We start from the raw sequence: 15,474 nt of genomic DNA on the forward strand, positions 1-15,474 counted from the left end.
TTTTTATTTTATTTCGGCTGAAAACTTCAGCCCTTCCACTTCTCTCATCGTCCCATTATCTTCCTGAACCGGTACAAAAGTGAACATGCGTTTCCAGGTATCTTTTTTAACCGGAATTTTGAGTAGCACCTCGTTCCAGCCTTTTTTCAGGTGAATGGAATGCGGTCTTCTGAAAAAGTAATTCTCATCGGCAAATGGGATTTCTTCCGTATTACTTGCCAAACCGGGCTGATTCCATTTGGGTGCGGCCAGCAGTTCTCCGTTGAGCCAAACTTTCGGATGGGTATTGTGCCATTCTCCGTTTTGCGGAAACGGGCCTCCCCGGCGGCCTCCCGAGCGCGACCAGTCATGAAAACCGATCCAGGTCCCCACTGTTTGTTCTTTAGGCGACCAAATTTGGGTACAGGCATAATAGGTTCCTTCTTCTTTTGGAAAATAAGACGGGTAACCAAAGAAGTGACTCAGGTGAATCGTTCCCCCATAAAAAGGACCTCGCCAGTTATAAATTACTGTATCAACCAGGTAAGTCTCCTGCAGTTCGTCTTCCACCGGAAACGCAGCATCAACATTCCCACCATTTGCCATCGGTCCTAAAACCTTCCACTCCATTTTCGTTTGTTTTACGTATGGGAAGGGTTTTCCTGCAAAATATTTATCACGATGCTGAATCATCCGGTCCTCAAAAGCGCTGAACTCGTTCAACAGTTCGCTTCCTTTTTCCGGCAGTTTAGCAAGGTAGTTTTCGCCTATATCTCTTTTCTGGCCCGTCCACGAAGTTTCGCTATAGGTGAGTATTCCCGGGTAAACGGGATTCTGTTTTAAAATGTCGTATTCGTCGTTCACGTTGTTGTCGTTCCAGCAACACAAAATACCTCCCAGACGCAGTGAGTCTCCATGGGCCGCACCGTTAATACGCTCAAAATACAACTGTGCAATACCGGACAGCGGATCAAGATGATTGAGGTAGTTTAAGCGGCAGTCGATGTAGCGGTACCCCGGTTTTGGTTGCCCGCCTGACGACCAGAGTTGCGTGATGGAAACCGAATCGCCTTCAATTTTTTGTCCCGGACGCCAAACAATCAGTTCGCGGCCGTGGTGTTGGGTTACCCGCTCAAGTAATGCCGGCAACAGCGTGGGCGACGGTTCTTCGTTGCTGTGCCAAACTTCATCCGTTCCCAAATGAATGTAGGGCATTACTTCTGCCGGAGCCAGGCTGCACAATTCATCAAGCAGATCGATCAATACCGGTTGTACGCGGGGATCATTCATGGCTTCAAATCCCATGGCCTTGCGAAATGCCGCACTGTGCCCGGGAATGTCGAACTCGGGAATCAGTGTAATTTTTCGTTCCCGGCAATATTCAACGAGTTCGTTAAAATCTTCCTGCGTATAGAATTTGCCCTTTTGCCGGGTCATGCTTTCCGCCGAATTCAATTGCGGATATATTTTGCTTTCCAGGCGCCACCCCGGATTTTCAGTTACATGAAAATGAAAAATGTTCAATTTATACGCGGCCATTACATCGATTTGCTCTTTCAGCATTTCCATGCTCTGGAAATTCCGGCCCACATCCTGCATAAAACCACGAATCGCGAATGCCGGCCAGTCAACGATGGTACAGCCTTTCAGGTAGCGTTTACCGTTTTTTTCGTAAACCAGCTGTTTTATGGTTTGCTGTCCACGAAAAAGTCCTGTTTCGGTTGTAGCTTCCAGAACCACAGACTCAGCTGAAACTTGTAAACGATAAGATTCATCACCGTTCAACTGAACATCGGGAATATCCGAAACGATTCGCTGTACAAAACGGCTGCTGCTGTCTGCCATATCAAACGAATGCGTGCTCCACTCCACTTGCTGAGGCATGGGAAGCAAAGCCGGCGTAAGGTCCTTTTCAGAATTGCACGAAAAGAACACTGCCGCAACCAGCAGCGCTGTCAGTAATCGATAATGCAATAGGTTTGTATTCAAGATTCAGGTTTTAGGTTTCTATTCTGGTATGATATCCGAAACAGGAATACTCTGAAAGTAAAGTTCTTTTACTCCTTCGTAAAGTATCCCAACCGTATTTTCGTCCACCATTGTCATGCAGGAATAGCCAAAGCCTCCTGCTTCATTCAATTCCAGCTGACAGGCTTCGGGCCAGGTCATTCCTTCATCCAGACTTGCCTTGATGGTCATGTTGGTGCGGTGCTGCTTGTTATTTGGGTTCGAAAAGAACAACACCTGTTTACTTTCATCATTCAGATTTGCCGCGATTATACTCGCCATGCAATTGGATTCCGGCAAAGCCGAGTTCGACGTAGGATGAAGCTCCCAGGTTTTGCCAAGGTCGTTTGTTACTGCTACGGCGCGGCCGTTTGTTTCCGATTTATCCTTTCGGTTGCGGTCGTCGCGCATGTTCAACATCAGGCTTCCATCACTTAGTTCCACCACCTGTGCTTCGGTGGTATTGGTTTTGGCACCGGTTCCAATGTGCCAGGTTTCGCCCTGATCCTTGCTGTAAACAATGGTGGAGTGACAGGTAAACTGTCCGCCATCGAGCGATTTCTCGCCAACATCGGCTTTAAACTGAGCCGGAAAAACGAGGGTGCCGTCTTTCATGCAAATTCCTCTGCCGGGGCCCTGCAAAAGCAACTGCCACGCCGGATCCTTTATTTGTTCGGTAATATTGATTGGTTCCGACCAGGTCAATCCGTCATCGGTACTTTTTACCAGGATAAATTGCCCGGTTTCTTCGGGTTTCATTCCGGGTTTGGAAGCCCACCACAACATATCTTTCTCGGTAACACCGCTCATCCACAGGGCAGCTACCCACAGGGTTTTGGTTTTGTTGTCGTACAGTACACAGGGATCGCCAATGCCGTTCAGTTTTTGTGGCCGGCCGCCCCATTCGCCCATGTCCATAATAACCTGCATCGGCTGCCAGGTTTGGCCTCCATCGGTGCTGCGACTCATGCCCACATCGATGTCCTCCTGTAAATCTTTGCTGTTGTTGTGCCGGATATCATAAACCGAAATCAGGGTTCCGTTTGCGGTTGTCACCAAACCGGGAATCCGGTAAGTATCCACCTGATCCTGCCCGGCTGCACGTACCACCGTTGCCGGACGGTATTGAAAGGGCTCTTCAACGTCGATTGCCAGACGCTTTCCGTTGAGCGACAAAATCACCTGTTCAACAGAAAAACGATGTGTCAGCACCGCCTCTTCTTTCACCTGCAAGTTAAAAGCAAGAGTATGCCTTCCACTTTCCAGCTTGCCTTTTCCCTCCACAACCATCTCCTGATCAGCAAAAAGTGTTGCTGTTCCAAAGGTTGTTTCAACGGTATCCTGAGCCGAAGCAGCCATCCATGAAACATCGGCTGACTTTAAGAAATCAGTTTGACTGCCTTCAGAAAGTACCAAGCTTATTTTTTTAAGATCATAACTTACTCCCTGCTCAACATCCAGGTTTATTTGAAAGACATCCGCATTCTCTTTTTCGATGAACAACGGAATTTTCTTTTCCTGAAACTGTGTTTTATTCACTCCTTCCAATTCGGTTTGAAGTGAAGTGCTACAAGCCGAAAAGCTTACTGCAACTACCCCCAGTAAAATAAGCAGGTAATTTTTCATGTTAATTAATTTTATGGTTATCACAAATATAAAAACTCCGCATCAGCATTTGTTTTTTGGAGTAAATCAGGAGCAGGCTTGCTCCTGATTTAATTCCAACTAAACTTTTATAATTTATGAAAAAAAAGCATGTCAATATCCGGGTGTTTGCTCCAACTTCGGATCCACATTCAATGTGTTTACATCAACCGGCCACAGTAATTTGTGCGACTCACTTGCACTTAAAACAGCATCGTTTCCGTAGTTTACCTCGTCAGAAAACACCAACGGTTTTCCCGAACCATCCTGCATGCGACGCACATCAAACCAGCGTTTCCCTTCACAAACAAATTCCTTGTCGCGTTCTTCCAGAATGGCCATTTCGTTGGCTTCAAATCCGGCGTTGGTATAGGCATGTAGGGCCGGGTTGTAATTATCTCCATAAGCTCTTTCGCGCACCTGATTAATGTATTGTGCCGGGTTGCCGTCTTTCATGTTCTCAACCTCTGCCAGCATCAACAACACATCGGCATATCGGTATACAGGAATATCGTCAGCGTAAACCCGGTTGCCATCCGCATTAATCAGCCCCATAAATTTGCGCATGATTAAGCCTCCGTTGATCAGGTCCCCCGTTGTTCCATCCTTGTCGTAAATATCAAGGAATGTGGAATACTTGCGTGAATCGAGTTCATCGAAGCTTTCAAACAAGGGGAAAATATATTCGTGACGCAATAAACCATTTCCTTTGGTTTCAAGCGGGTCCACAGCAGCCGAACCATCGGCTAAGTATTTGGTTGCAATTGTGTTTAGCTGATACCGGAACAAGTAGTGAAAAGTTGTTGATTCTGTATCCAGAAAACGAAGGGTAAAGATGATTTCGTTGTTTCCCTTGTTGTCGTATTCGAAAACAGAAGAATAATCATCCAACAGCGAGAATTTTCCCTTTACTTCGTTCAAGGCAGCTTCTGCAACTGCTAAATCGCCAGAAGCAGGAGACTGATCTCCGGTTGTTACTTTTGCCGACCACAGGTAGATATCTGCTTTTAACAGTAAAGTGGCATATTTAGACCATGTTCCCTTTTGGTTCCCGGTTTCAACGTTCGATCCAAAATAGTTTTCCGACTGCGTTAAGTCGCTTTTGATAAAATCAAATACCTGCTTTGGAGTGCTTCGCTCGGTATACAAAGGTTCTGCGCTGTTTTCGCCCTGCAATACTTTCGGATCGGTAATAATTGGCACACCGCCGTAAGTTTTATACAGGTAACTGTATAAGAATGCTCTCAATCCGTACAACTGTCCCAAGTAATAGTTTTTACTGGCATCAGTCAGGAAATCCACTTCATTCTCGAGCTTATAAATTCCCAGGTTCACAGGAAGGATTCGTTGGTAAAATCCGCCCCATCCGCTGATACCGGTTTTATCTTTTGTAAAGTCCTGGTCTTTCACCGGGCTTGAATCATTCAGAGAAGTACCGGTTGATCCCGTTCCGCTTTTCATAAGTCCACCTCTTTCTTCTCCCAAGAGATACAATGTTGAGTGCAGGTCGCGCACCTGGCTGTGCAGGCCAAGTATATACCCGTTCACCTGTGCTTCGTTCTGCCAGAAATTCTCACTTCCATAGTAGTCTATCGGCCCCAAATCCAGCGAATCGCAAGACACTAATGAAACCAAAAAAAGAATTAGAATTTTTGTTTTTATTATATACTTTTTCATTTCTTTTCAATTTTTAAATTAATGCCTCTTAGAACTTAACATCTACGCCAAAAATTACAGTCTTTGGTACAGAGTACGCAGCATACTGAGCGCCCGAACTAAAATTTTCAGGATTGTTTAGTTTGGATGCAGTCAGATAGCCGAGTTTTTGTCCTGTAACTGACAATGTCACTGCTTTCATACCGATTCCTTCGAGCAGCGTTCCTGGAAGAGAATAAGAAAGCGAAAGCTCTCTGAATGCCAGATAATCGCCTTTATAAACCCACTGTGTCGACTGACGGGCATAGTTTCTTGATCCTAACTGGTCGGCCCAGCGGTATTCGGCAAATTCTGCATTCGGATTATCGACAGTCCATGTATTTTTGGTATCAACAGTGGTATTGTAGGTACCTTGCGCCATGGCCAGGAACCAGGCACGCTGAGCGTCTACCTGGACAAAACCAAGCGAGTAGTCCATTCGGGCATAGAATTTAAATCCTTTGTAAGCCAACGTAGAAGTAATTCCACCAAACCATTTCGGACGGGTATTTCCTATTTTTACCATGTCGAAATTATCGATCACTCCGTCTTCGTTTACATCCAGCCAGTTCATGTCGCCGGGTTTTAAAGCCAGGCCATTGCCTTTGCTTTCTCCTAAAGCATCCCAGGCCGTTGGTCCATAAACCGGACGGGCATTTGATCCAAACCATCCGGTTGTAATGTCTTTGCGGTCGGCAGCCACTGCGTTCACTTCGTCCCAATCGCTGAATACACCTAAAGCCTTAAATGCGTACAAATCGCCGGGTTGCTGACCTTCCTGGTATCCGCCAACCCAAATCAGGTTTCCAGAAGCTCCGTCGTAAACCTGAAATGCACCTTGGCGGTTTCTTTCCAAACCATTGTCCGGAAGCTTTTCCACAATACTTTTGTTGTACGAAATATTGGCTGAAACATCCCATTTCCAGTCTCCTTTCCTCAAGGCTTTTACCGACATATCCACTTCCAGCCCCTTGTTTCTGTACTCTCCGTTGTTGGAGCGGATGGAGCTGATTCCAGAAGATATGGGCAAAGGAATGTTTGCATATTTATCCAATGTCAAACGGTTGTAATACGTAAAGTTGGTATTGATCATGTTTTCAAGGAAACTGATGTCGATACCGGCTTCAGCAGTTTTGGTACGCTCCCACTTCAAACCGGGGTTCGCGATGCTACCAACAACATATCCAACCTGATTATTGTAGTTCCTTGTTCCATAACTTCCCTGTAATTCGTAGGCGCCAATTCCGGATACGTTACCATTTAATCCGTAGCTGGCTCTTACTTTCAGGAAAGAAATCAAGGAGCTGTAATCTTTCATAAAATCTTCCTTGTTTACGATCCAACCGGCTGATACCCCCGGGAAGAATCCCCAACGGTTATCACCGAGCAAGCGCGAATAGCCGTCGTAACGGAAGGTTCCTGAAACCAGGTATTTTTCAGCGTAATCGTAATTCACGCGTCCAAAATAAGAGCGAATCCGTTCCTCGGTATGATAGGTATCAATCGAACGCTTTCCTTCTTCCGTTGAAGTAAGTCCAAGGTCGCTGAAATCGTCGGTTGGAGCACCGCTACCGCTGGCACTTAAGCCGTTCCATTTCTTGTTGTAATATTCGTAACCCGCCAGGGCGCTACCCGTGTGTTTTCCTTTGGTAAGGTCGTAATTCAATACCGCATTATAAGTCTGGCTTAGCTCTTTGTCGTAGCTGGCCGATGAGCTGCGGCTTGTAGACCAAATACCAGGTCTGCTCAGGTAGTCCTTGTTAAATGACTCGTAATATCCCTGATCCAACAACCAGTGGGCATTCACTTTCAGGCTTAAGTTCGAAAGGAAGTCAATCCTGAAGCCTTGTCCCATAATGAATTTATTGGTATTGTTATCTCTCTTCAGCTTGTCAATGTTTACCAAGGGGTTTCCATCGCCAACGTTGTTTCCCAAAATCAACTCACCGTCAGGATTGTATTGCCGCTGTGTTGGCGGTGTACTCTGAATTCTTCCGAAATAGTTCGTTTCATTGGTTGTTGAAACATTGTACCATTTCGCATCGGTAAACTGGAAATTACTGTTGGAAGTAAGCCACGAACGAATTTTATACTCGCCGTTGAACGTAAAATTCAATCTTTTGTACCAGGTTTTGGCAGGCTGTCCTTCTGCATCGTAGTAGCCAATACCGGCATAATATTTTCCCCGGTCGTTTGCTCCGCTAAAACTAACATTATAGTCTTGTGTTAAAGCGGGATTGTTAAAAGCATCGTCCTCTTTATTGAACTCCGAAAAAATAATCTCCTGACCGGTTACCGGGTCAATCATGGTTTGCCAGCCTTCGTTGAGCAGGAAAGCCAAATCCGAGTTATAAACCATCGGGCTGTATACCGCCAACGATGTTTTGTTTCCGTCCAGTGCATTACCATTGTCGTCGTAGTAACGGTTGCCAATACCATAAGGTGCAGCGCCGCTCAACGATGACATGCTGCCATATCCGACCCAGCCTCCTTGCGAATTCTGGTACATTTGAGCAGCATTCTGATAGCCCTTTCTTACCCAGTAGAGATAATCTTCGGCACCTAAGAAGTCATACTCATGAGTCAGGTAGTTTAAACCGAATTTAGCACTCACTTTTATTTCGGGTTGTCCACCTTTTTTGGTAGTAATCAAAATTACACCGTTGTTGGCGCGCGCACCGTACAATGCGGTTGCACCGGCATCTTTCAATACTTCGATCGATTCAATGTCGTTCGGGTTGATATCATTAAATGCACCAACCTGACCGTCAATTAACACCAAGGGAGAACCGGTTCCATCAAAATTGGTACCTCCGCGTAGATAAATAGACGGGGTTGCTCCCGGATTACCCGAAACAGTGGTAACTTTTAACCCAGATACCGCACCGGTAAGTGCCTGTGCGGGGTTGGCATGCACACCACCGGTTAATGTTTCTTCTTTTACTGAAGCAATTGAGTTCGTTAATTTTGCTCGACTCTGCTTCCCCCCATAACCGGTTACCACAACTTCGTCCAAAGCCTCGGTAGCGGTTTTCAAAACAACATCCAATGTTTGCTTTCCGACTACACCCCACTCTTGAGCCACCATCCCGATAAACGAGAAAACAAGAATATCATTTTCATCAACGTTTAGCTGATACTCGCCATCGATATTGGTGATCGTACCCGCTGTTTTTCCTTTAATAACAATTGATACCCCAGGTAAAAGTTCTCCATTTTCTGCAGTCACCTTCCCCGAAACGCTTTTTGCCTGGGCAAACCCTTCTGCCTGGAAAAGCACCAAACAAATAATAGCAAGAAGAATTCCCTTACACCTGAGAACCAACCCGCTAAGCTTTAGTTTTTTTTCTCTCAAATTACTCATAAAGTTCTTTTTAAAGTTAGATTTAACTTGAGCCGTTCACTTAAAGAAGATCAAAAGGCCCTTTTGAAATTCGACTTATGTATGACATAATGCGCAACAAATATAAAGATTAGTTTTTTAATTCAAAATCATTTTCCAAATTTGTAGGACATTTACAGTGCTAAAATCTAATTCGTTATGACAAATCAGGATTTGATCCATCATATACCTACCATTGATACCAGTAGTTTGGTAGACAAAGTTGAAATGCAGCTTTTGGAGATTTTTATCAACCGGGGCCTTAAAACCGGAGATGTAATTCCGAAAGAAGTTGAACTTGCCGCTGCCATGGGCGTGAGCCGAACCGTGATAAGAGAATCACTAACCCGCTTAAAAACAATGGGTTTGATAGACTCAAAGAAACACAAAGGCACCATCCTCACCAGCCCCAACCTGGCACAAATACTTCAGCGCTCTATGATTCCCAAAATACTGGACGACGAAACACTGAAGAATATTTTTGAGATTCGCCTGATTCTTGAAATAGGAATGGCCGACTCTATTTTCCATCATATCACCGACGACGACATCCGGGAGCTGGAAGAAATTACAGAATCGGAACCCACGTCAACCGAAGATGTTTTGTTTGATATTGATCATGAAATCAAATTTCATGGCAAATTGTACGAGATAACAAACAATGAAACACTAAAAAATTTTCAGACGATTTTGCTTCCCGCTTTCAATTTTACCTACGACAGCGGATTGATCAACAAACCCATCAAAAAGAAGAAACACATTTCGCACAAGGGGTTGGTGGAAATCCTAAAAACGGGCAATCCGAAAAAGTTCAGGGAAGCCATGCGAAAACACCTCGATAATCATTTTAGCCGCTTGTTTGATTAAAAGTTTATCTCGTTTTCAAATAACGTTATTAACGGCCTGGTTCAGAAATATTACATCAAGCTGGATACGCCGGGTGAGTTTGGGGGTGTTTACATCTGGGATTCCCATGAATCGCTGGAAGAATTCAGGCAATCAGAACTGGCAACTACTACCAAAGCCTCCCTGGGAGTAGAACCACCCTCCATAGAGGTAGCCGGTATTTTATTCCAGTTGCGGGATTAAGAAACAGAACTGCTCGCAGATATCTCTGGCTACAACATTCTTAAAATTTGTAGGCTACTCCCCATTCAATCCAGTCGGCACTTCCCCCGTTGCGGGTTTTCAGTGCAATATGAATATCGGTGTGCTCTGAAATACCTATTCGCCCTCCCACTCTCATAAACCATTTTCCACGCTGGGTGAACGGTTTGTAGATGTACCTTCCGTAATTAAACATAAAGGAAATGCGCTCAATCAGGTAATGAAATCCCACATGTGCCCCGTAAAAAGTTTTATCGGAAAATGCGGTTTCCTGTGGCAGCAAATCGTCGTAATAATTCTCAACCGATCCGTCGTAAAATACATCCAGCCCTCCGATTGCCTTTAAGCGGTGCGAAAACTGGTAGGCGTACTCAGCAGTAATCGAACTCGTCAGATACCTGGGACCTTCTGCCCCGGTTGTATCCACTTCGCCAAAATCATTCTTAAATTTCCCGGGGCTTTCCTGCATGGTTCCAATGCTACTCATCAGAATAAACTCATGCTTTGGCTTAAATTCGCTTATAGCTGCATCAACGTAGGTAGGACGAAGTGCAGGCTGATAGCCAGGATCAGTATGTTTGGTGAAATTTTTCACAGGGTTGAAATGATAGGCAGTGGCCAGGTTTAATCCCACCAGGTTTATACCTTTTTGCGGAGTAAACGACCGCCCGTTACTAAAGTGCAGGAACGAAAAGCCAAGCGCAATGTCCATCCGGTCCGACCATTCGTAATACAACTGAAGCGAAAAGTTTGAATGCAGGTTACTCTTGGCTCCAATGTATTTCTGGTAAGGATTGGTTTCGGCATCGTAAGGCACAAAATCAGTGGCAATACCAATCTCCACATCTCCGTTTAGCCTGAATTTGCCAAACCTTGCAATGGGCGCGCCATAGAAAAAATAGAAAGAAGCCGGCTTTCCCAAGAGCGAATCAACCACTGTTTTTCCCAGGTCGAAATACGAAACTCCCAAGCCATATTGCGGATATCCATGTACCCTTTGCCATTCTTTTCTCCCGGTTGATTGGGTACCTAAGCGTATCCCTGTTCCCCAAAATCCATCCCGTAACACGCCCGGAGCACCTCCTTCTACCATGTGCCCGCCTTTATAGCCGGTAACCTGAATGTAATTGAACCAACCGTAGTTATCATCCTTTTTTAAATCCTCTTTTTTGAAAGTTGAAAACTCCTGTGCATTTACTACTAGCAGGAGAAACAGAGCCGTAACTGAACTTATAAATCTTTTCATTGCTGCCGTTTTAATGTTGCTTTATAAGTTCGTATTTGAATCTTCGGGGACTGGGTTGGTAAATGTTCCCGGTTGTATAATCGATAATAAGCGGAACGCCCCCGATAAGCAAGTCGACAACTGAGTAGGCCGCACTTTGTTTTCGAAGCAAAACATATTCTTTGGGTTCGTAACCTTCTGCTTTCAGTACAAGAATGCTTCCGTGCTGTATTTTCTTTTTAGGAACCATCACTACTCCCGGGGCTTCACCGACCTTCTCACCGTCAATAATAACTTCAGCCTTTGGTAAACTTTCTTTGGAAAATACCAGGCGATGCGACCTTCCCTCCAAAATAGTAGCACAACTACTAAAAATTAAAAGTGCTACCATTAAGAGAAATAACCTGCTTAATGAATTCTGAACACTACCTTTCATAAAACCCGGATTAATGAATTTCTCGTCATGTTTGGCCGGCAAAGTTATTTCAAATTACAAAAATGGTTTTATAAGACCTTAGGAAAGGTGCAGGGCTTTTCCATAAAATAACGTGTCATTTATGTTTTAACGATAATGTTTGATCCCAAAAGAAACACTACGATTAACAATAATGCCCTAAAATCGGCTCCCCCACTTTCAAAATTAAAGAAGAGGCTGTACAAAAAGAGAGCCTGCCCCCTTTATTCGTTAATGATATCTACATCTTTGAACATGTAGCGATTATCACTAAGTCTTAAACTCTTACCGCTGGCTGTGCTTACCTTTTTTAAGGTCACTTTCCGGGTTCTGACATAGGGGAAAGGTTCTTCGTAAGTTTCGTCGGTCATTTTCGAATTGAAATTGGAAAAAATAGCGGGCCCTTCGTATTTATCGGGATGGTTCGTGTCGTCGACATAAAGCCCATCGATGATTACCTCTTCGGGCATGTAACAGGTGTAGCCAAAGTTGTGCTTGCCTGAATTGGAACCACCAATGAGAGAGGCACTGATTTTATTGCCGTTTGCCGGAACAAAAACACAATCGCGAATAATCATTTTTCCCTTCCAGGTGCTGCCGTAATCCGAACGCAGATTGATCAGACTTCGTCCCCTAATGGTTGACTTTTCAACGGTAAAAGTGCCGCTGCCAATGGCATTAATTCCCTGATGGCCGAGCGTTGAGTTACGAATGGTCGCATTGGCAACGCCCATATGCGCGTCGAAACGGGAAAACGTACAACCGTCGAACAAAAGGTTCTTGGAGTAGTTCGATCCCATTATGCCCCAATACCTGTTGTCGTTTATATCATTTGTCTGGCTACAGTTGATAAAGGAAACATTGAGCGCACGATTCACTGTAATATCATAGGTTCCCATCGACACCGGAACACCTGCCGAACCAATTGTCTGGTAGGTTTTGTGCCCCGTTAGAACGCAATTTTTAATCGTTACCCAGGCACATTCACTAATATTGAAGAAGCCACCATAAGGCGCACCATGGTCACCTTCTCCAACAATACGGTGTTCCAATCCATCTACCACCACATTGGAGCGCTTGATGGATATGCCCCGGCTGTAATACGTGTATTTCGATTCTGCTCTGTTCGCGATGGTCCTAAAATGTCCGCCGGTAATGGTAAGTGTTTCCTCATCAATGGGAAGCGCAGTTACATTTGTGACCTGATCAAAGTCCCAAATGATCGGAGCATCCATATTTACATTCCCGTTTTTGTCAACAATAAAAATATCGGTTTGCGAAGATCCGTTATTTTGATTCGGTCCAAACCTGATGTAGCGTTTTACATTTGAATCGGTAACAGTAACCAGGCAAGTGGCAGGGAGTGAAACATCTACTTTTTTCTGGTTTGCCCTCAACGAAACGATTCCGTCAGGCTTGAACGATTCCAAAGCAGAATTCACCAGAAAAACAGGCGAATTTCGGTTCTCCACTTTTGTATCGTCAATAATAAAAGTAGCTGTTCCAAAATCGGTATTGGTACGAATAACTGCGGTGCGGTTCTTCCCTCCCAGGTAGTACGTCGCTCCATCGTCAGCCTTTACACCAAGACCTTCCTGGTTAGCAAAAGCGTGTGTTGCAACCAGGGCCTCCATATCATCCGTTTTCCCGTCGCCTGCAGCACCAAAATCGCTGTAACGCACAACTCCGTCAGCTTTAAACTTCCGCAAATCTTTTGGAGATACGTTTATTTGCATCTCCCCATTCCCGGTTGTTTGAACCGCTGTTTTGCTCTTTTCGAACGTTATTACCACATTATCAATTGATTTACTGGCAGTTTGCCCAAAGGATATCGTTACAAAAAAAAGTAAGCTGAAAAATAAAATCGCAGGTTTCATAGGTTTTACGGTTTAGTGTCGACCTGAAAGTATAAACTATAAATTAAACCAACAAATTTATGCTACACCTTGACAATGCTAAAGAACCGTTCAAGAGGCACCGGAAAAAGATTGCCGGCAGAATCACCACCCTTTATTCCCGAGTTTTCTATCCAGTAAATATTCTCAACAATCTTAACTTTCCCCGCACCCACAAAAACAAAATGCGGAAAAGTGCTTGTCACAGCATCAATACCAACTCACCGGAACAAAATAATACTAGTTTTGCGCAACATTTCACGGCGGTACCTTGTTATAAAAGGTCATTTTTTGTGAACTGATACCGATCAAAATAGAACGATGATAAAAAATCTGTTGTACAACTTTTCGCCCAGGCGCCTATCGATACTGAACCGATATTACAAAATCACTCAGTTTTATTCTTTTCTGAAAAGTACTGCTTATAAAGGAGGCACGGTAACTGCCATTTTTGTATTGTTGCTGGTTAGCCTGGAGATTTTTCTGCTGGATTTTAATTTACTACTCAACAACCTGGTGACGATGTATTCGCCCAAAGTAATTTACTCGGTTTTTCTTTTGTCAGAAACCGCTTTGGGACTACTGCCACCCGAAATGTTTATTGCCTGGGCCGCCAAACTCAACACTCCCTGGATAGCTCTTTTCGTATTGGCTTCGTTATCGTACATCGGAGGAGTAATCGCCTACTTTCTGGGAACCCGCCTGTTTCTCGTCCCTTTTATTAAAACGCACATTGAAACAAAAATACAGAAGCACATCATCAACCTGAGAAAATGGGGTGGTATTTTCGTTTTTCTGGGTGCGGTATCGCCCATTCCCCACTCTATTGTAAGTTTGGCTTCGGGGCTGATCAAATACAACTTCAAAAACTACCTGCTTTGGGCTCTGTTCCGTTACATGCGCTTTATTATTTATGCCCTCATTATTTTTGGAATTTTTTAGAACCAATCGCCGCCCAAAGACTTTCCTTCGGTATCAGTACTCAAACTTATTAAAGACGAACCTTCTTTTACCGAAGCTTTAATTTGCATTTTCTCTTTTAGAACCAGCGCCTGGCATTCTTGCTTGCACAACAACAGGAGTAAAATCAACCTGTTACGTCTTTTTATTCCAGAAACCACCGCATGTGTTTTATTGATTTTAGTGTCGTTGCCTATGGCATTTTTTGAGTTTTAAATTACTTTCGCTGTGTCAGCAACAGTCGCTATTTCTTTTTACAGTACTTTAACCACTTCAGCATAAACAATGAATTTGATTTACAACGATAAACTTAATGGATTCTTTTCCATGTCAGTTGCCGATAACTGGTTTCAGCGAAATGCCGGCCAACCATTGTCAACCTTTTGTATTGTACTGAATTACGGGGAAACAATCGATATCCAGATCGACCTGAAGAAATACCAGATTCAAAACAATCAGATTTGCTGTATCAACCCGGGGAGTATTATTCCGAAAATAAGCAGTAAAGACCAAAAACATTGTTTTATTGATTTTAACCAGGCTTTTTACTGCCTGGAGTTGCACGACAAGGAATTATCCTGTAACGGCTTGCTTTTCGGGGCTTTGCCACAACCTCCCGTTTTGAGCTTTCCGGAAGAAGAAGCTACAGACAATATCGGGCTGATTGAAATGCTAAAAAGAGAGTTTAGTTATGCCGAAAGTAACCAGGGCGATATGCTACGTGTTTTATTAAAGCAATTAATAATAAAGTGTGTAAGGCTTGCCAAAAAACAATTGTTTAACACTACCGACCTTCCACAGGAGGAAACAGACATTATCCGAAGATTTCAGGCCCTGGTAGAAAAGTATTTCAGGGAAAAACACAAAGTGGCTGATTATGCTGAAATGATGTACAAATCGCCTAAAACTTTATCCAACACATTCAAAAAATTAAACGGTCAGTCTCCCCTGCAAATAATACAGGAAAGAATAGTACTCGAAGCCAAAAGATTAATGAACTACACCGATAAATCGGTTAAAGAAATTTCGTTTGAGCTGGGTTTTTCTGAACCGGCTCATTTTAGCAGGCTATTTAAAAAAGTGACGGGTGAAAGCCCCAGCGAATTTCAATAAAAAGACCGGCTTG

The 15,474-nt window shown here is 44.0% G+C and carries 10 protein-coding genes; 3 read left to right on the plus strand and 7 right to left on the minus strand.

The genetic code is table 11. From position 1 onward, the window contains the following. Window positions 1-3: 3 nt before the first annotated feature. The 4 genes from D1614_RS11670 to D1614_RS11685 form a co-directional block, all read right to left on the minus strand. Complete coding sequence (locus D1614_RS11670; protein WP_147384174.1) at window positions 4-1,968, minus strand: family 20 glycosylhydrolase; 1,965 nt, start codon at window positions 1,966-1,968, stop codon at window positions 4-6. Between the two features lie 18 nt (window positions 1,969-1,986). Beyond that, window positions 1,987-3,612: a sialidase family protein gene (locus tag D1614_RS11675; protein WP_119438109.1), complete on the minus strand. Its 1,626-nt coding sequence runs from the start codon at window positions 3,610-3,612 to the stop codon at window positions 1,987-1,989. Between the two features lie 132 nt (window positions 3,613-3,744). Next, on the minus strand, window positions 3,745-5,307 hold the full coding sequence (locus tag D1614_RS11680) for a RagB/SusD family nutrient uptake outer membrane protein (protein WP_162304476.1): 1,563 nt from the start codon (window positions 5,305-5,307) through the stop codon (window positions 3,745-3,747). 28 nt (window positions 5,308-5,335) lie between these two features. Then, window positions 5,336-8,689: a SusC/RagA family TonB-linked outer membrane protein gene (locus D1614_RS11685; RefSeq protein ID WP_119438110.1), complete on the minus strand. Its 3,354-nt coding sequence runs from the start codon at window positions 8,687-8,689 to the stop codon at window positions 5,336-5,338. 177 nt (window positions 8,690-8,866) lie between these two features. Here D1614_RS11685 and D1614_RS11690 point away from each other — a divergent pair, with 177 nt between their 5' ends. Continuing rightward, entirely contained in the window at window positions 8,867-9,574 is a 708-nt protein-coding gene (locus tag D1614_RS11690; RefSeq protein ID WP_119438111.1) for a FadR/GntR family transcriptional regulator, read from the plus strand. Window positions 9,575-9,836: 262 nt separating this feature from the next. Here D1614_RS11690 and D1614_RS11695 read toward each other — a convergent pair whose 3' ends face one another. The 3 genes from D1614_RS11695 to D1614_RS11705 all read right to left on the minus strand — a co-directional run bounded on the left by D1614_RS11695 (window position 9,837) and on the right by D1614_RS11705 (window position 13,370). Beyond that, on the minus strand, window positions 9,837-11,060 hold the full coding sequence (locus tag D1614_RS11695) for an acyloxyacyl hydrolase (protein ID WP_119438112.1): 1,224 nt from the start codon (window positions 11,058-11,060) through the stop codon (window positions 9,837-9,839). A gap of 10 nt (window positions 11,061-11,070) precedes the next feature. Beyond that, complete coding sequence (locus D1614_RS11700; protein WP_147384176.1) at window positions 11,071-11,475, minus strand: hypothetical protein; 405 nt, start codon at window positions 11,473-11,475, stop codon at window positions 11,071-11,073. 242 nt (window positions 11,476-11,717) lie between these two features. Then, on the minus strand, window positions 11,718-13,370 hold the full coding sequence (locus D1614_RS11705) for a hypothetical protein (RefSeq protein ID WP_119438114.1): 1,653 nt from the start codon (window positions 13,368-13,370) through the stop codon (window positions 11,718-11,720). Window positions 13,371-13,709: 339 nt separating this feature from the next. Here D1614_RS11705 and D1614_RS11710 point away from each other — a divergent pair, with 339 nt between their 5' ends. Continuing rightward, window positions 13,710-14,330, plus strand: coding sequence for a YqaA family protein (locus tag D1614_RS11710; RefSeq protein WP_119438115.1), 621 nt, complete (start codon window positions 13,710-13,712; stop codon window positions 14,328-14,330). Between the two features lie 303 nt (window positions 14,331-14,633). After that, window positions 14,634-15,461, plus strand: coding sequence for an AraC family transcriptional regulator (locus D1614_RS11715; RefSeq protein ID WP_119438116.1), 828 nt, complete (start codon window positions 14,634-14,636; stop codon window positions 15,459-15,461). The last annotated feature ends 13 nt before the right edge of the window (window positions 15,462-15,474 follow it).

It is taken from the genome of Maribellus luteus, from assembly GCF_003576475.1.
In the GTDB taxonomy this organism is placed as follows: domain Bacteria; phylum Bacteroidota; class Bacteroidia; order Bacteroidales; family Prolixibacteraceae; genus Draconibacterium; species Draconibacterium luteum.

Coding starts and splice junctions, on each gene's coding strand:
- D1614_RS11675 (WP_119438109.1), bottom strand. CDS start 3,612: ATGAAAAATTACCTGCTTATTTTACTGGGGGTAGTTGCAGTAAGCTTT.
- D1614_RS11680 (WP_162304476.1), bottom strand. CDS start 5,307: ATGAAAAAGTATATAATAAAAACAAAAATTCTAATTCTTTTTTTGGTT.
- D1614_RS11690 (WP_119438111.1), top strand. CDS start 8,867: ATGACAAATCAGGATTTGATCCATCATATACCTACCATTGATACCAGT.
- D1614_RS11685 (WP_119438110.1), bottom strand. CDS start 8,689: ATGAGTAATTTGAGAGAAAAAAAACTAAAGCTTAGCGGGTTGGTTCTC.
- D1614_RS11700 (WP_147384176.1), bottom strand. CDS start 11,475: ATGAAAGGTAGTGTTCAGAATTCATTAAGCAGGTTATTTCTCTTAATG.
- D1614_RS11710 (WP_119438115.1), top strand. CDS start 13,710: ATGATAAAAAATCTGTTGTACAACTTTTCGCCCAGGCGCCTATCGATA.
- D1614_RS11705 (WP_119438114.1), bottom strand. CDS start 13,370: ATGAAACCTGCGATTTTATTTTTCAGCTTACTTTTTTTTGTAACGATA.
- D1614_RS11715 (WP_119438116.1), top strand. CDS start 14,634: ATGAATTTGATTTACAACGATAAACTTAATGGATTCTTTTCCATGTCA.
- D1614_RS11695 (WP_119438112.1), bottom strand. CDS start 11,060: ATGAAAAGATTTATAAGTTCAGTTACGGCTCTGTTTCTCCTGCTAGTA.